Genomic DNA, 15474 nt, shown 5'->3' on the forward strand with positions numbered 1-15474 from the left:
AAAAAACGGGCAGCCCGCATCGACGGGGTGCGCGAGGTCTTCGTCAAGCCGCGCAAAGGGCAGAAGCTCTACGTGCCGGAATCGATGGGCCACCGTTACGCCTATATCATCGCGATCGGGGAGACCAAAGAAGAAGCCAAGTCAGCAGCCAAACGCGCGGGTGATGAGATCAAGTTCACGCTGACAAGGAGGTGGAACGGATGACGCTGGTCGGATTTTTACACACGCGCAAAGACCCGCGGAAGATCTTAAAACTCTACGCCTTTGCCGCTGCTGCCAAGGCGGAAGGGGTCGAATTTTTCTACTTTACCGCAGGCCGGGTCAATCTGAATGAACGGACGATCCGCGGGCTCGTTTTGGAAAACGGCAGCTGGGTCGAGCAGAACTTTCCGTTTCCCGATGTCGTGTACAACGACAGCTCTCCCAGCGGTCCGGGCGAGGAAGTCATCGACGAACTGCGCGAGATCATTCCGTTCACCGCCCGTTCCGTCGGCGACAAGATGACCGTCTACGAGCGCATCGAAGAGGGCAGGAGATTCGACCAGTATCTGATCCCTTCGCTGGAAGTGCGCGATCCTCAGGAGGTGCTGCGCTACCTGAAAAAGCATGAAATGGTGATCTTCAAGCCAGTCTGGGGGCACCAAGGGATTGGTGTTGTGCGCTTGGAGAAAAAGGACGGGGACTATACGTGCCTGGAGAAGGGCGTTTCTGTCACTTATAACAAGCAGGAGCTCTCGCAGTTTCTGCAAGAGCGGCTCGATGAGGTCGTACACCTCGTACAGCCGTTTATCATCACGAAAACACGGGCAGGCCAGGCTTACGATTTTCGCCTGCACGTGCAGAAAAACGGCTCGGGCGACTGGGTGATCACCTCGATCTATCCCCGGGTCGCGCCGTCGGGCAGCATCATCGCCAACTTGAGCAGCGGCGGTTATGCGGCGATCTTGCGCTCGTTTTTGGAGCATGAGTTCGCAGAGCAGGCGTATGACATTCAACGCGACTTGGAGCAGTTCGCGCTGGGAATGGCGGCGCACATGGATGAGATCTATGACGAGTCGTTTGACGAGCTTGGCATCGACGTAGGACTCGATGAAAAGGGGAAGATCTGGCTGTTCGAGGTCAACTGGAAGCCCGGTGTGCCGCCCGTGTTTTATCTGGAGCTCGATGTAGCGAAAAACTCGATCGGCTATGCGGCTTACCTTGCCGGAAGGAAGGGACGCAAATGAAAAAACGCCAGCAAAAACAGGCCAATTCCCCGCGCGCTTCAGCAAAATCGCCAAAAACAGCAAAGCACGCCAAACGCACAACAAAACCCGCTGCCCCATCCACAGCCCCCGCTACGACACCAAGCCTTACCTTTCGCCCGCGCACCGACAGCGACGACAGCTTTATCTCCAGCGTCACGCTGCTCACCTTAAAAGACGTCTTCGAAGCCTCCACCAGCCAGCCGCTCACCGAACAGATCATCCTCCACCTCGTCAACCAAACGGACACCTGCGTCATCATCGAGCAGCGCGGCAAACCGATCGGCTACTACTGCTATGACCGCACCTCCTCGGACCGCATCTACTGGGGGTCGCTTGTCATCATGCCCGGCAAACAGGCGCGCGGCCACGGCAAACAAGTCGTCGAGCACTTTGTCGCCGAAGCCAAAAAACAAGGCGTGCGCCGCATCGACGGGCACGTGCAGGTCAAAAACGAAGACGCCTACCATTTTTGGATGGGCAACGGCTTCCAAGTCGCCGGACGAGAACAGAACGGCTCGGTGCCAATCCAGCTCCAGCTCGACTAAAATGCAGGCGAAAACGCGGGCTGGAAGAAAATAAAGCAAGATACACTATTGTCCTTTTCGAAGCCATCCTTTAAAATCTTCTATAGATATAAGGGGGTGGCTTCACATGGCACAAATCGGCAACCCGAATCCGGTAACCGATAACAACGCGAAGCAAAAAGGTCTGCTGGACGTTGTCCTCGCACCGCTGCTCGTAGTTGGCGTATCGATCGGCCTCATCGCGATCTTCGCGCAAAACGTTTCGCACGTGACGACGACTGTCGGTCATTAATTCAAAAATCCCTGGTGGCAGATTGACAGATACGTGCCAATTTGCCGCCAGGGATTTTTTTATTACCCTTGCAGTTTGCGGGCGGTCGGGCTGAGCTCGACGCCTTTTTCTTCTTTGAACGTGCCGATCAGATAGTCCATCGACGGATTGCTCACGCCAAACCAATAATTCTCGTTCTTATAATGGTGCCAGAGATGCACCTTCTTCATCCAACGCCCCCACGTCGTCAGCGGCTTGATCGGACGGTGCGCCACGAAATGCACCCACTCATAATACAGCAGCGCCCCGATCGCTCCGGTCACCACCGCAAAGGCGGTCAACACATCCCACGTCAGCAGATAGGTGATCAGCCCCAGCAGTCCATAGTTCGGGATGCTGTACCAGACCGGCAAAAACAGCAGATCCAGATCATTTGGCACCTCATGATGATCGTAATGCAGCTTCTTCATCATTTTCAAAAGAGTCGGATTTTTAGGCGGCTTCATATGGAACAAAAAGCGGTGCGTCGTATATTCGCTGACAAAAAACAGCCCGGCGCCAAGCGCAATCACCAGCCAGACCGAACCGACGGCCAGCCCGCCGCTTACTGTCACAACAGCCAGACAGGAGAGAAAAATAAGTCCCATGATCCAAACGCTCCGATGGCTGATAAAGTCACGTAGATGTTTCATCTGCGAAGTCCCCCTTTGCTTTCATTATATTTGACCCTATATTAAAATGGGAAGAGACAAAGGAGCGTGAAGGACGGTGCAAGAGCAGGAAGTGATCGTGCAAGCTGCGACGACGATTTTTGTGCGGGACAAAAAGGGCGGCGGCGTGGAGACGTATTTGACCAAGCGACCGGAGACGATGCGGTTTTTGCCAGGGCATTATGTGTTTCCCGGCGGCACGATGGACGAGAGCGACAACGACCCGCGCTTTGCAGCGCTTGCGGCCCCGGTCGCGTTGGAGCACAACCCGGTCGGGCTGCCCCTCGGCTATTGGATCACCGCCTTGCGCGAGTCGTTTGAAGAAGCCGGGATCTTGTTGGCGCGCGATCCCAACGGCCGGCTGGTCACACCGGAAGAGCTGGCCGCAGAGCGCGAGCAGCTGCTGAAGGGCGAAGTCGCTTTTTACGACGTGGTCGAAGGGGCCGGGCTTACGCTGGCGACCGATCTCTTGCGCTATTTCGGCCATCGCATCACCCCGCGCCGTCTGTCCAAGCGGCGTTTTGAGACGCGCTTTTTCCTGCTGGTGCTGCCGGATGGAATGGAGCCAATTCCGCATGCAGGCGAAATCGCCGAAGCCGGATGGACCGATGCGGCCGCCGCTTTGGAAAAATACGACGCGGGCGACTACGACATGGTGCCGCCGACGGTGAAAGCGTTGCAGACGATCGGCAGTTATCCGGACGCAGCGAGCCTGTGGCACTCCACGGAAGGCGTCGGCACCCCGACGGCGATGGAACTGGAATAAGAAAAGGAACCGTGTGTGCGCAAAGCACCCGGTTCCTTTTTCGTTCCTTTTCATTTAGACCACTTCGTACCGATTCCCATCCGCTTTCCGCACGCGGCCGTCTCCGGCGAGCTTCAACAGGTGCCCTTGAATCGTCCGCTCCGCCACCCAGATCACGCTCGGATGCACCGTGTCGCGATAGACGGCCTGCACCAGCTCATCCACCGTCCGTGGACGCTCGGCGACCAGGCTGTAAATCTGCTCTTCCCGCTCCAAGCGCCGTCCGATAAAGAAGTCGATCTTCTCCTGCACATCGGCGATCATCTCGCCATGCCCCGGCGCGATCCAGCGGGCCGGGTAGCTTTTCAACCGTTGCAGCGTGTGCAAATACGCCCGCAGATCTCCGTCGGGCGGCCCGATCCAGGTCGTTCCGGCACCGACGATGTTGTCGGCGGTAAACAGCACTTCATCCTCCGGCAGCCAGAAGTTCAGACAGCCGTGCGTATGCCCCGGCGCATGCAGCACGTGCAGGTTTAGACGGCCGACCTGCACCACATCGCCGTCGAGCAGTGTATGTTCTACGCGCACAGGCGCGATCTCTCCTTCAATAAAAGCCGCTTCGGCCGGATGTGCGTACACGGGGCAGTCAAAATGCGCCGTGAAAAATTTGGCCCCCGGCGAGTGGTCGCGGTGGTAATGGGTGAGCAAAATTGCTTCGACGTTTGGCGATCCGATTTTTTCCAAGTATTCAACCACCGTTTGGTGCGCACCCTCATGCTCGTAGCCTGCGTCGATCAAAACGGCCGAATTCCCTTCGGTCACCACATAAATGTTGGTGGTGGTCGCCGGGAACAGGGTTGGCGTCGTCACCGGCAGTTGGTGCACGTGCTGGGTCACTTTCATCTGGAGCAGCCCCTTTCGAAACCCGATTTCTGTTTTCCATTATATCGAAAAGGTTCCATTTTCGTATATGATAAAGGGAGATGGAAGGAGAGTGGCAGTTTATGAAAATCTACACCCGCTCCGGCGATAAAGGGGAAACCAGCCTCATTTACGGGCACCGCATCCCGAAAGACTCGATTCGCGTGGAAACGTACGGCACGATCGACGAAGCCAACTCGATGATTGGACTTGGCGTTTCGTACCTTCGCGACGCCAGCTTTAAAACGGATGACCTGATCGATCAACTGCTGATCATCCAACGCGAGCTGTTCGACCTCGGCCGCGACCTGGCGACGCCGGTCGAAAAAGTGCAGGCGAGCGGCTATCATGTCGGCGGCGACAAGACGGCGCGTCTGGAGACGTTTATCGACTCGTTTGACGCAGAAGTGCCGCCCTTGACCAAGTTCATCTTGCCGGGCGGCCACACCGCTGCATCCGCCTTGCAGACGGCCAGAACGATCACCCGCCGTGCCGAGCGCATCGCGGTGTCGCTGGGCAAGGAAGAGCAGGTCAATCCGGAGATTCAGCGCTATCTCAACCGCCTGTCCGACTACCTGTTTGTCGCAGGCCGCGCGATCAACTATCGGGCAGGGGTACATGAACCGGAGGTTGATTTTTCTTGAGCGAAACATCTTGGTTGAAAGAAACGGAAGCGTTTCTGATCGACTTGGACGGGACGCTGTACCGGGGCAACGAAGTGATCCCCGACGCGCCCGCATTCATTCGCTGGCTGGAAGACACCGGCCGCAAGTACCTGTATGTCACCAACAACTCGTCCCGCCGTCCGGAGCAAGTGGCGGAACATCTGCGCGGGCTGGGGATTCCGGCGGAGACCCGGCACGTGTTCACGTCGAGCATGGTCGCCGCGCAGTACATCAAAGAACATGGCGGCGCAGGCAAAAAGGCATTTGTCATCGGCGAAGAAGGTCTGTGTGACGCCTTGACCGACGTCGGGATCGAGCTGACCGAGGAGCGTCCCGACTACGTGGTGCAAGGCATCGACCGCTCGTTTTCGTATGACAAATTAAAGACAGCATCGCTGAGCATTCAAGCCGGTGCCGTCTATCTCGCCACCAACGTCGACAAAGCCCTGCCGACGGAAGAGGGCCTCTTGCCCGGCGCCGGGTCGCTGTTGGCTGCTGTGAAAACCGCGTCGGGCACCGACCCGGTCGTCATGGGCAAACCGGAGGCGCGGATGATCGACTATGCAGCCGAACTGCTCGGCGTTGCCAAAGACCGTGCGGTCGTCGTCGGCGACAACCTGGATACCGACATCCTAGCGGGCGTCAACGCAGGGGTGCGCACGGTGCTGGTCTTGTCCGGGTTTTCCAAACAGGAGCATGTAGAAGCGGCTGTTGGCCAGCCGACGGTGATCGTCGATTCCTTGACGAACTTGATGAAACTGGCAGAGTAACGAACAGAAAAAAACCGTTCCGATCGCATGTGCGAATCAGGGACGGTTTTTTCGTATTTCCACAGAACGGGGGTTGAGCGCATCGGCGTTGATGATTTGCAGGTAATAGGTCGGTCCTGTTTTTTCGTCCAACGTGAGAAAGATGCTGGTTACGCTTCGCGAATAGGTGCCGACTTTTTTCCCCGATTCGTCATACAGGTGCGTGTACAGGCTGTACAGCTCCTCTTCGTTCGTGAACTTCATTTCCAGTTGCATCGGGCTGTCGGCTGCAGCATGGATCGTAAAGCGCTTTTCTTCCCCGGGAACAAACGAGTGCGTGCCTTCGGTCAGTTCCTGTGCGGCAGAAAAATCAATATTTCGGCCCGGATGGGACGACTCGTACATAAAATACCCAAAACGCCCTGCACCGGCCAGCACCAGCGCTCCCAAGAGCAGCAGAAGCAGCTTGACCAGCTTTTTCCGATTCCGGGAGCGGTAGAGCAGATAGCCGATCAGGAAATACAGAGCAAAAAATCCGCCGCCGACGATCGCGACCAGATAAGCGAGCAGGATTTCCATCTCCTTAAATGTCACAAACGCAAACATCAGCCACAGCAACCAGAGTCCGAACAGCGCCAAGCCAATTTGAAAATATCGTCTCATCCGCAACACCCTCCTTGCTCTTCCTATTTTATGCGAGTATGCTGGCAAAAGGAAATGAATCAGCAATCTGTACTTGTGAAACTGGATTGGAGTGAACAGTACATGAAGGAGATCAATACGTTTATCGACCAGCATCAGGACGACCTGATCGAACTGGTCCGCACGCTCGTTCGCTTCCCGACGGTCAGCCCGCCAGCGCGCAACACAGCCGTAGCGCAGCAGTTTGTGGCGTCCTATCTGCAGGAACTGGGCTACGCAACTGACATGTGGGACGTCTATCCGGGCGACCCGAATGTCGTCGGGGTGAAAAAGGGAGACAGCGCCTACCGCTCGATCCTGCTGAACGGGCATATCGACGTCGCAGAAGTCGGTGATGACTCCGGGTGGACTTACCCGTCCTTTGATGTCACCCGCGTCGGGGACAAGCTCTACGGGCGCGGCACGGCCGATATGAAAGGCGGGCTGGCTGCCGCTTTGTTTGCGTTGAAGGCACTCCAGGCGTGCGGAGTGGACGTGCCGGGCGAAATCATCTTCGAGTCGGTGATCGGGGAAGAGGCAGGAGAAGCGGGCACGTATGACTGCATCGAGCGCGGGTATCGCGCCGACCTCGCCATCGTGCCTGATACGTCCAACCTGCGCATCGAAGGGCAGGGTGGAGTGATCACCGGCTGGATCGTCGTCAAATCGCCGCAGACGTTTCACGACGGCATGCGCGCCAAGATGATTCATGCGGGCGGCAGCGTGCACGGGGCGAGCGCGATCGAAAAGATGATGGTGCTGCTGCAGGGCTTGCAAAGCCTCGAACGCCACTGGGCGGTGACCAAGTCCTATCCGGGTTTTGCTCCCGGCTCAAACACGATCAACCCGGCGGTGATCGAAGGCGGCCGCCACGCCGCGTTTGTGGCCGATGAGTGCCGGCTGTGGGTCACGGTGCATTTCTACCCCAACGAGTCCTATGAAGGAGTTGTGGAGGAGATTGAGCGCCATCTGCACGGCGTCTGGATGGGCGATCCGTGGCTGCGCGACCATCCGCCACACTATATCTGGGGTGGCAAGTCGATGATCGAGGAACGGGGCGAGATCTTCCCGGCCTTGGAACTGCAGCAGGAGCATCCAGGGATTCAACTGCTGGCAACCATTCACGAAAAGGTGACCGGGGAACAGGCATCGTTTGGCATGTCGCCGACTGTGACCGATGCCGGATGGCTTGGGCGCGCAGGCATGGCAACGGCTCTGTACGGACCGGGACTTTTGAAGAATGCCCATGCGGTTGACGAGCATTGCGAGCTGCAGGAAATCATCAATATAGCTAAAGTTTTGGCGCAGACGATTTTACAGTGGTGTAATCAAAAACGAGACCCGGCCTGAATTGGCCGGGTTTTTGCGTGGAAAAAGGGGGAACGGGGGACTTTTTGACAGCGTCTAGGTCTTTTTTCCTGAATTGCAATGTCGAAAAACTTTTCCCATTTGTCGAAACTGAGCCCTGATGCGGTCTCCTCTCCGTCAATTTCCCCTATCAACCCTCACGGTCGAAATAGAGGATTCAGGGCGATTCTGGAACGAAAACTTCCAATCTAGCACTCTCTGAGACGTTATTTCGAGGTATTTGGTTATCTTGACCAGCTCAAAATCTAGTGGGTATAATCCTCTTTGTTGTCTGCTAAGACACTATATATAGTGTTTGCATGATTGAAAGGAGTTGTCGGGCACTTATGAACTGCCCCTACTGTTCGCATGACAGCACAAGGGTGATCGAATCCCGCTCGACAGACGAAGCGGTCAGACGACGACGCGAGTGCGACAATTCGGAGTGTCAGCGCCGCTTTACTACATACGAGAAAGTGGAGATGGCGCCGCTCCTGGTGGTAAAAAAGGACGGCAAGCGCGAGGAATTTTCCCGTGAGAAACTGCTGCGGGGCATCATTCGCGCTTGTGAGAAGCGCCCGATCGGAGTCGAAGAGATCGACAGTCTGGTCGATGCGGTCGAACGCGAAGTGCGCCGGGAATTTGAAAAAGAAGTTCCGGTCGACCGGATCGGTGAAAAAGCGATGGACAAGCTTCGCACCATCGACGGCGTCGCCTATGTGCGGTTTGCCAGTGTGTATCGGCAATTTAAAGATGTCGAGACTTTTGCACAAGAAGTGCTCGGCCTTTTAAATCATAAATCATAGAAGTCTAGGGGGATCGGCGAATGACAGCAGAGATTCAAGGCAGCATACTTCCGTTTAACGATGAGGACTACTTGGCGCCAACAGGGGAGCGGATCGTGTCGGACCGCTACTTGCTCAAAGACACCAAGAAAGAGACGCTTTCTGTCGGCTCTTTGGTGGTTGCAGTCATCGACAAGAAGCGCGCGTTCCACGAACTGGCACGCGTGATCGCAGTCGATGCGGCAGGCAAAGAGGTCAAAGTGGAACTGCGCGACGGCTTCCAGCTGGAGCTGCCGGTCGATCAGATCGACGTGCTGCAGGAGACGGCGCCGCGCCAGATGTGGCAGCGTATCGCACGCGGGGCGTCGGTGGTGACCAATGACCCGCAGCTGTGGGAAGAGCGTTTCTACAACCTGCAAGCCGGTTGGAAGTATGTGCCGGGCGGCCGGATCAACGCGTCGCTGGGTACGGGGGTGCAGACCACCTCGTACAACTGCTTTGTCATTCCGAACGTCGGGTCCGCGCCGCGCGACTATGCGAACTCGTTTGGCCAGACGCTGGAGATTCAAGCACGCTCCGGCGGGGTGGGCATGAACCTGTCGCAAGTACCGCCGCAAGGGTCTTTGACGCCGGTGCGCGATGTGCGCAAAGCGGATCTGCAATTGGTGCTGGACGTTTGGCATGCCGATCTGCTCGACTTTTTGAACGAACCTTATAAAAACTCGACCAAGGTCGTCCGCGTCTCCCGCGAGTTTTTGCGTGCGGTGGAAGAGGATGCGGAATGGACGTTCGTGTTCCCGGATACCAGTGTGGATCACTACGATGAGCTCTGGAACGGCAACCTGACCGAGTGGCAGGAAAACGGCTATGCGGTGCTGGTCGGCGAAACGGTCCGTGCGGAGTCGCTCTATGAGAAGATCTTGGAAAGCGGCGTGATGGTCGTGCAAGACGTGATCGGCATGACGCTGGTGCCGGGCGATCGCCGCGGCACGATCGCAGCGACGCTGGGCGACATGTGGGAAGCGATGGAGCGCGGCAAGCGCGTCTCGGTCATCCTCTCCTCGCTGCGCCCGCGCTACAGCTATGTGCGCGGCGTGAACGGGCGTTCGTCCGGGGCGTATTCCTGGGGCAACTTGTTTGACAAAGGGAACTATGTGTTTGCGAACGGTTTTGGCCCGGTCGGCGTGGGCGAGATCATGAGCGTTGGCTGCCAGCTGACCCTGCAGGGCGGTTCCCGCCGCGGGGCGCTGATGCTGATCCTGAACGACCGCCATGCGGACATCCGCAATTTCATCACCTGCAAGCAGGTGGACGGCGTGATCACCGGCGCGAATCTTTCGGTTGGCGTGTCAGAAGAGTTTATGGCAGCGAAAGCGAGCGGCGAGGCATGGCAGGTCGGCTACCCGCATTTGGAGGAAATGTCCGACTTCGACGGCGACTTCCACAAGTGGGAAGCGTACGGCCGCGAGCTGAACGTGAGCGAAGAGATGAAGGCGGAAGAGCTGTGGGATGAAATGATGGAATCGGCGTGGAAATCGGCCGAGCCGGGCGTTGTGTTCCTTGGACGTTACAATGCGATGTCCAACTCCAATTACTTCAACCCGATCATCGCGACCAACCCGTGCGGTGAGCAAGGGCTGCCGGCGTACGGCATCTGCAACTTGGGCGCGGTTGTGCTCTCGCGTTTTGCGGCGGGCTTTAAAGGCGCGTCGGAGCGCGTGGCGTTTGTCAACCCGATGCTGGAAGCGCAGATTCGCGATGAGCTGAAGAAGCAATTTGCCGAAGAGCAGGCTGAATTTTTGCTGCATCACATCAAGTGGGAAGAGCTGGAGACGGCGGTGAGAACCGGTCTGCGCTTCCAGGATGCTGTTATTGATGCGACCTACTATCCGTTTGAAGAGAACCGCCAGAACCAGATGGCGGAGCGCCGTGTCGGCCTTGGCATCATGGGTCTGCATGACCTGATGATCTTCAGCGGGATCACCTATGGTTCGGACGAGTCGACCCGCTTCATCGAGGTGCTGCTCGGCATGATCGCGGAGTGGACGTACCTGGAGTCGGTGGAACTGGCGAAAGAGAACGGGCCGTTCCCGATGTTTGATGCTGATCTGTACCTGCAGTCCGGCTACATGCAGCAACTGGCGAAAGAGAAGCCGCATGTGACCGATGCGATCCGCAAATACGGCGTGCGCAACGTCACCACGATGACGATCGCCCCGACCGGCACCACCGGCACGATGGTTGGCTGCTCGACCGGCTGTGAGCCGTACTATGCGTGGTCGTACTACCGCAACTCCCGTCTGGGGATGTTTGAGGAGAATGCGAAGATCGTCGATGATTTCTACAGCGCGTTCCAAGGCGTGGAAGAGCTGCCGGAGTATTTCGTGACGGCGATGGATCTGTCCCCGGTGGATCATGTTCGCGTGCAGGCGGCGTTGCAAAAGTGGATCGATTCGTCGATCTCGAAGACTTGTAATGCGCCGAACTCCTACTCGGTGGAAGATACGAAGAAGCTGTACGATCTCGCCTACGAGCTCGGCTGCAAAGGCGTGACCATCTACCGCGACGGTTCCCGTTCCGAGCAGGTGTTGTCGCTGAAGGAAGAAAAGGCGGAGGAGCAAGCGCAGGAAACGGTTGCGGAAGAGATGAAAGTGCTGACGCCGGCAGAAATCCTCGCGCTGGCGAACCAACCGTACAAGCGCAAGCCTCGTCCGGATGTCCTGTATGGGGCGACCTATAAGAAGGACACGCCGCTCGGTTCCGCGTACATCACGATCAACGACGACCCGGACATGGGTCTGGCGCGTGAGGTGTTCGTGAATATCGGCAAGGCAGGTTCGGATGTGTATGCGTCCAACGTGGCACTGGGCCGTGCGATCACCTTGTACCTCGCCGATTCTCAAAACCCGAACAAAGAAGCCGAACTGGTGAAAACCTTCTCCGGCATCGGCGGTTCCTCTTCGGTCGGTTTTGGCGAGCGCAGAATTACATCTGTCCCGGATGCGATCGCGAAGTCGCTGATCGAGCATTCCGAGACCTTCCCGTTGCGTCATATTGAGGAACTGCTGGCGGGGAAAGAAGTGGCGTGTGGGCACGAAGGCCATTCGAACGGCAATGGCAAGTCATTGCGTGAATACAACGTAGGTAAGGACTACTGCCCGCAGTGCCACCAGCATACGTTGGTGCGTCAGGGTGGTTGCAGCGAGTGCGAGGCGTGTGGGTTTAGTAAGTGTTAAGAATGCTTTAATAATTATGTTGACTATAAGGTTTTATGGCATATGCACTTTGCATATGCCTTTTTAAACCTTGATATTCTTTTGTATCAGGAGGAAGCATGAAAAAGAGAGCATGGTTTAATGACAATGATACCAAGGAGTATAGATACCTTCTTCGCTACAAATGGGACAGCCGAAAATTAAGGGTATTGTTCATCATGTTGAATCCAAGTTGGGCCGATGCGACAAGGTCAGACCAGACGGTTGATAATTGTATTGAATATGCCAAAAAATTGGGTGGAGGTACACTTGAAGTGGTTAATTTATTTGCGTATGTGTCACCTTCTCCAAAGGCAATGTTTAGGCTAAAGAATCATGATATCATTGGTAAAAGGACGGATGTATTCATTGCGAGAGCAATTAAGAGAGCTGAAAAAATTGTAGTTGCTTGGGGAGCAAAAGGACATGGGTTTCATCGAAACCATAAGGTGCTGAATATGTTGGAGGAGAGTGGGAAGGACTTGTTATGCCTAGGAATATCTAAGTATGGTCATCCGGTACATCCAGGATATATTCCTGGGGCAGACAAGAAAATCGTACCTTTTGTTTACTAAAGCAGATCAATATTCATAAAGTCTCCAAGAGAAAATGCTAAGGCGGATGAAGCATTATTGGTTACTGTCCGCCTCTTATTTTGTAGCATTTTAAATTTGAAGTTATTCCGTAGCGAGAGTTGTTCTTCATTAGGATTCTAGAATTTCACTAATTTCTATCAACAGATCTTCTCTATCAGCTATGTCTGAAGCAGAAATCTTTTCAAAAACACGAATTAATAATTTGTGCATGACTACACTTTTCTCAAACAAATCAAGTCTTTTACGAAACCGTTGAGGCGTGATGCCTGCATGGCGCAACGCATTTTTAGTGCAAATGCGTATTGCATGTCGCTCATTACGTGTTTCAACCGCACGATGACAGGAAGAGCATAGAGTAATAAGATTATCTTCGTTATGACTTCCACCAAATTGACGAGGCACGATATGATGTACTTCCAAATCTAGGTCGTTATAACATATTTGGCAAGCATAGTCGTCCCTAATTTTTGCCTCGTGTTTTACACTTTCAGGGAATGGGATATTCCAATAGTTTATTGATGTTGGCATTTGCAATCCGCGTTTTATTAGGCTTTTTACTATAGAATCAACGTGTTCGGATATAATTTTCTCATTTTTTGGGAGGGTTATTTCACGTTTCTCACGCTCGATCTCCTCTTTGCGACTCTTTTTCTCTTTAGCCTGTTCCCGTCGAAGTTCTGCCTGCATTGTTACTACTGCCCTATAATGTCCGTAAATTGACAGGCTCTGCTGTCCAAGAATTGACGAAAAAGATGACCGCGTGAGCGATGTTAAACCTGAAAGAAAAAACGGGAGAATCAAGTCAATTCTCCCGCGATTACCCGTTTCACCATGTGGTCGTCAATGATTCGATGCTTATTTGCTGCTCCATAGATCAGACTATGTGTGGCAGCCTTATTAACCAAGCGAATCGTACCACTTGAATAACGATAGATCTCATCGACCGCACCATCCGTGAAAATGTCACGGCTAACGCCCGCATATTCCAGATGACGAGCTATGTACGCCCCAACCTGTGCGCGGTCGTAGTGAACCAGTTTGCACTGTAGATCAATCCTTTGCCGAATGGCCGTAAACATCTGGAGTTGAAGGCGATCCCACAGTTCATTTTGTCCGACCAGGATCAGAGCCATTGGACTCTGGGCATCCATTTTGAAGTTCAGCAGAAACCGTACTTCTTCAAACATTTCTTTGTCTAGCAGATGCGCTTCATCGACCACCACGACTGGTTGCAGGCGATGAATCCCCCGCATCAGCTCAATTTCCCGATGCAGTTGTCTCTTGCTGTCCCCTCGATAAAACTTCGCTTCACACCCCAACTGTTCAAGCAATCCCTTGTAAAAATGGCGAGGCGTTAGCTTTGAATCGGATAGGTACAACAGTTTAAATCTCGATGTGTCGAGCACATCCGCGAATCGGCGGATGGTCGTTGTTTTACCAGTTCCGCAATCGCCGGTCACAACGGAGAACCATTGCCTTTCGGCCGTATATTCCAATCTCTCAAGCGTTTCTTCCAAAACATCCGACGCATACAGCTCATGGGTAGGCATATCACGAGAAAAAGGGGTTCTCGCCATTTCATAAAACGCCTCAAACATCTCGCTTCGCCTCCTCCCGAATTTTGCGGAATGAGACGGCGCGTGTTTGACGTTCTTTCCTGACTTGATTCTTCTTCTCCGCAGCGTCCAGTAACCGTGAACCTTCGACTATAAGCGGTTCAATTGTCGACGGGATAGAGGGGCGTCTTCCTGCCCATTCACCTATGATCAGTTCTTTCGCCTGCCACGGTGTATGGCTGCCATACTCAATTGTAATCGTCGAGATGTCACGCGGGTCGTAGACGACTTCAACCTTTTGTCCAATGAAAGAAAGCCCGACCTCGTATTTCTTCCCCATAAAACTAATACAGCCAGCCTTGTCCACTTTTCTCGTTTCGCTGTGTAAAAACGCATCCGCAATGAGAGATTCCTCGGCGAGCCGGAGCGGCGTCGAGCCGCTTCGAAATGCCACCTGCGGGCTAGAATTGTCATCGAGTGCGGAATGGGGTTTGGTCTGGTAACATTCGGTGAGCCAAACTTGGAACAACAGATTGAGCTGGTCGAGTGTCTGGGGCTTTTCAAGCGCAGCTTCCGTTAGGAAACTGTCTATGACCCGGTTGAAGCGCTCGATTTTCCCTTTGGATTCGGCTGCATATGGCCTAGTAAAGCGAAGACGTATGCCAAGTTTTGCACATGTACGAGTCATACTTTTGGTTCGAAATTGCTTGCCGTTATCAAAGTAGACAGAATCAGGTACGCCATTTGTTTGTATTGCGAAACGGAAGCAGTCTTCTACGATCGTTTGGTCGAGTGTTGGATAGAAAGCCGCATGCAACACATAACGAGTCGCATCGTCGATGAACGCAACGAGATAGACTTGCTTGTTGGCTCCGCCTTCACCAATCGGTAGATACGGCCCGAATTTTATGTCAGCTTGCCACAGTTGGTTACGCTGTTTGTGTTGAAAGCGTCTGGCCGCAAGGCCAGAGGTTGAGTATAGTCGCATGTGGCGAGTGCTGTAGCCGTTCTCCATCAATTTTTCCTGCAAGGTGCTGCGCTTGATCTCACCGGGCTTCGCTAAACCTTCCCACTCCAAGATCTGAATGATTTGTGCAACACTGCGGCTGGGTACTTCTCGGCGAAGCAGGATGGCTTGCTCAAGGAGATAGGGAGTAATTGCTTCGGCTGTTTGCCTTTGACCCTTCCCTTGAGGTCGAAGTCCGGCGAAACCTTCGGCCCGGTAGGCAGATAGATAACGACGGAGAGTTCTTTCGGATAAGCCGGTTTGTTCACAAATGGCTTTCTTCAGCTCTTTGGCTTTTCCAGGGTCAATACCATCGGCCAACAGAGGAGAGATCAACTGCATCCGTTCGACGGCGATCTCTTCTGCCTTTTTGTCGTTTTTCATAGGAATCTACAGTCCTTTCCAATAGGATGTAGA

17 protein-coding genes (1 of these 17 only partly in view) are annotated in these 15474 nt (G+C 54.4%); 11 read left to right on the forward strand and 6 right to left on the reverse strand.

The features are described 5' to 3' along the window. The 4 genes from CBW65_RS13915 to CBW65_RS24265 form a co-directional block, all read left to right on the forward strand. Nucleotides 1-204, forward strand: the 3' end of a protein-coding gene (locus CBW65_RS13915) for an ATP-grasp domain-containing protein (protein ID WP_087457339.1). Its footprint begins 1029 nt before the window's first position; only the last 204 of its 1233 coding nucleotides appear in the window; its start codon lies beyond the left edge, outside the window; the stop codon is at nucleotides 202-204. Continuing rightward, on the forward strand, nucleotides 201-1226 hold the full coding sequence (locus CBW65_RS13920) for a YheC/YheD family endospore coat-associated protein (RefSeq protein ID WP_087457340.1): 1026 nt from the start codon (nucleotides 201-203) through the stop codon (nucleotides 1224-1226). Before CBW65_RS13915 ends, CBW65_RS13920 begins: the two co-directional genes overlap by 4 nt. Beyond that, nucleotides 1223-1792 (forward strand): GNAT family N-acetyltransferase, encoded by a 570-nt coding sequence (locus CBW65_RS13925; protein ID WP_087457341.1) that lies wholly within the window; start codon nucleotides 1223-1225, stop codon nucleotides 1790-1792. The genes CBW65_RS13920 and CBW65_RS13925 overlap by 4 nt, the downstream gene beginning before the upstream one ends. Nucleotides 1793-1898: 106 nt before the next feature. Beyond that, nucleotides 1899-2063, forward strand: coding sequence for a hypothetical protein (locus CBW65_RS24265; protein ID WP_157721945.1), 165 nt, complete (start codon nucleotides 1899-1901; stop codon nucleotides 2061-2063). A gap of 62 nt (nucleotides 2064-2125) precedes the next feature. On the opposite strand, the gene CBW65_RS13930 is transcribed toward CBW65_RS24265, so the two are convergent. Further along, a complete protein-coding gene (locus tag CBW65_RS13930; protein ID WP_087457342.1) occupies nucleotides 2126-2734 on the reverse strand; it encodes a sterol desaturase family protein in 609 nt (202 codons plus the stop codon). A gap of 76 nt (nucleotides 2735-2810) precedes the next feature. Between CBW65_RS13930 and CBW65_RS13935 the strand changes: the two genes are divergently transcribed. After that, nucleotides 2811-3518: an NUDIX hydrolase gene (locus tag CBW65_RS13935; RefSeq protein WP_087457343.1), complete on the forward strand. Its 708-nt coding sequence runs from the start codon at nucleotides 2811-2813 to the stop codon at nucleotides 3516-3518. A 54-nt stretch (nucleotides 3519-3572) separates the two neighbouring features. On the opposite strand, the gene CBW65_RS13940 is transcribed toward CBW65_RS13935, so the two are convergent. Beyond that, nucleotides 3573-4400, reverse strand: a complete 828-nt coding sequence (locus CBW65_RS13940) for an MBL fold metallo-hydrolase (RefSeq protein WP_087457344.1) — start codon at nucleotides 4398-4400, stop codon at nucleotides 3573-3575. Nucleotides 4401-4501: 101 nt separating this feature from the next. Here CBW65_RS13940 and CBW65_RS13945 point away from each other — a divergent pair, with 101 nt between their 5' ends. Together CBW65_RS13945 and CBW65_RS13950 are read left to right on the forward strand one after the other, a co-directional pair. Further along, on the forward strand, nucleotides 4502-5062 hold the full coding sequence (locus tag CBW65_RS13945) for a cob(I)yrinic acid a,c-diamide adenosyltransferase (RefSeq protein WP_087457345.1): 561 nt from the start codon (nucleotides 4502-4504) through the stop codon (nucleotides 5060-5062). Next, nucleotides 5059-5853, forward strand: a complete 795-nt coding sequence (locus CBW65_RS13950; protein ID WP_087457346.1) for a TIGR01457 family HAD-type hydrolase — start codon at nucleotides 5059-5061, stop codon at nucleotides 5851-5853. The genes CBW65_RS13945 and CBW65_RS13950 overlap by 4 nt, the downstream gene beginning before the upstream one ends. 36 nt (nucleotides 5854-5889) lie before the next feature. Here the strand turns inward: CBW65_RS13950 and CBW65_RS13955 are convergent, their stop codons facing one another. Beyond that, nucleotides 5890-6495 carry a hypothetical protein gene (locus CBW65_RS13955; RefSeq protein ID WP_087457347.1) on the reverse strand — a complete coding sequence of 202 codons (606 nt, stop codon included), beginning with the start codon at nucleotides 6493-6495 and terminating at the stop codon, nucleotides 5890-5892. Nucleotides 6496-6597: 102 nt separating this feature from the next. On the opposite strand from CBW65_RS13955, the gene CBW65_RS13960 reads away from it, so the two are divergent. The 4 genes from CBW65_RS13960 (at nucleotide 6598) to CBW65_RS13975 (ending at nucleotide 12474) form a co-directional block, all read left to right on the forward strand. Beyond that, nucleotides 6598-7863 carry an acetylornithine deacetylase gene (locus tag CBW65_RS13960; RefSeq protein ID WP_087457348.1) on the forward strand — a complete coding sequence of 422 codons (1266 nt, stop codon included), beginning with the start codon at nucleotides 6598-6600 and terminating at the stop codon, nucleotides 7861-7863. A gap of 344 nt (nucleotides 7864-8207) precedes the next feature. Further along, complete coding sequence (gene nrdR / locus CBW65_RS13965; protein WP_087457349.1) at nucleotides 8208-8666, forward strand: transcriptional regulator NrdR; 459 nt, start codon at nucleotides 8208-8210, stop codon at nucleotides 8664-8666. Between the two features lie 20 nt (nucleotides 8667-8686). Further along, complete coding sequence (locus CBW65_RS13970) at nucleotides 8687-11881, forward strand: adenosylcobalamin-dependent ribonucleoside-diphosphate reductase (protein ID WP_087457350.1); 3195 nt, start codon at nucleotides 8687-8689, stop codon at nucleotides 11879-11881. Nucleotides 11882-11979: 98 nt separating this feature from the next. After that, nucleotides 11980-12474, forward strand: coding sequence for a DUF1643 domain-containing protein (locus CBW65_RS13975; RefSeq protein WP_087457351.1), 495 nt, complete (start codon nucleotides 11980-11982; stop codon nucleotides 12472-12474). A gap of 129 nt (nucleotides 12475-12603) precedes the next feature. On the opposite strand, the gene CBW65_RS13980 is transcribed toward CBW65_RS13975, so the two are convergent. The 3 genes from CBW65_RS13980 to CBW65_RS13990 form a co-directional block, all read right to left on the reverse strand. Further along, nucleotides 12604-13182, reverse strand: coding sequence for an HNH endonuclease (locus tag CBW65_RS13980; RefSeq protein WP_198299620.1), 579 nt, complete (start codon nucleotides 13180-13182; stop codon nucleotides 12604-12606). A 110-nt stretch (nucleotides 13183-13292) separates the two neighbouring features. Then, entirely contained in the window at nucleotides 13293-14093 is an 801-nt protein-coding gene (locus CBW65_RS13985; protein ID WP_087455883.1) for an ExeA family protein, read from the reverse strand. Further along, nucleotides 14086-15441 carry a DDE-type integrase/transposase/recombinase gene (locus CBW65_RS13990; protein WP_087455884.1) on the reverse strand — a complete coding sequence of 452 codons (1356 nt, stop codon included), beginning with the start codon at nucleotides 15439-15441 and terminating at the stop codon, nucleotides 14086-14088. The genes CBW65_RS13985 and CBW65_RS13990 overlap by 8 nt, the downstream gene beginning before the upstream one ends. Nucleotides 15442-15474 lie beyond the last annotated feature (33 nt).

The sequence above is a fragment of the Tumebacillus avium genome (assembly GCF_002162355.1).
GTDB classification, from domain to species: Bacteria; Bacillota; Bacilli; order Tumebacillales; family Tumebacillaceae; genus Tumebacillus_A; species Tumebacillus_A avium.

Bases quoted from the DNA above. Each gene is read 5' to 3' on its own strand.
- CBW65_RS13980 (WP_198299620.1), bottom strand. From the start codon at position 13,182: ATGCAGGCAGAACTTCGACGGGAACAGGCTAAAGAGAAAAAGAGTCGC.
- CBW65_RS13920 (WP_087457340.1), top strand. From the start codon at position 201: ATGACGCTGGTCGGATTTTTACACACGCGCAAAGACCCGCGGAAGATC.
- CBW65_RS13975 (WP_087457351.1), top strand. From the start codon at position 11,980: ATGAAAAAGAGAGCATGGTTTAATGACAATGATACCAAGGAGTATAGA.
- CBW65_RS13985 (WP_087455883.1), bottom strand. From the start codon at position 14,093: ATGTTTGAGGCGTTTTATGAAATGGCGAGAACCCCTTTTTCTCGTGAT.
- nrdR (WP_087457349.1), top strand. From the start codon at position 8,208: ATGAACTGCCCCTACTGTTCGCATGACAGCACAAGGGTGATCGAATCC.
- CBW65_RS13955 (WP_087457347.1), bottom strand. From the start codon at position 6,495: ATGAGACGATATTTTCAAATTGGCTTGGCGCTGTTCGGACTCTGGTTG.
- CBW65_RS24265 (WP_157721945.1), top strand. From the start codon at position 1,899: ATGGCACAAATCGGCAACCCGAATCCGGTAACCGATAACAACGCGAAG.
- CBW65_RS13960 (WP_087457348.1), top strand. From the start codon at position 6,598: ATGAAGGAGATCAATACGTTTATCGACCAGCATCAGGACGACCTGATC.
- CBW65_RS13970 (WP_087457350.1), top strand. From the start codon at position 8,687: ATGACAGCAGAGATTCAAGGCAGCATACTTCCGTTTAACGATGAGGAC.
- CBW65_RS13940 (WP_087457344.1), bottom strand. From the start codon at position 4,400: ATGAAAGTGACCCAGCACGTGCACCAACTGCCGGTGACGACGCCAACC.
- CBW65_RS13930 (WP_087457342.1), bottom strand. From the start codon at position 2,734: ATGAAACATCTACGTGACTTTATCAGCCATCGGAGCGTTTGGATCATG.
- CBW65_RS13990 (WP_087455884.1), bottom strand. From the start codon at position 15,441: ATGAAAAACGACAAAAAGGCAGAAGAGATCGCCGTCGAACGGATGCAG.
- CBW65_RS13925 (WP_087457341.1), top strand. From the start codon at position 1,223: ATGAAAAAACGCCAGCAAAAACAGGCCAATTCCCCGCGCGCTTCAGCA.
- CBW65_RS13945 (WP_087457345.1), top strand. From the start codon at position 4,502: ATGAAAATCTACACCCGCTCCGGCGATAAAGGGGAAACCAGCCTCATT.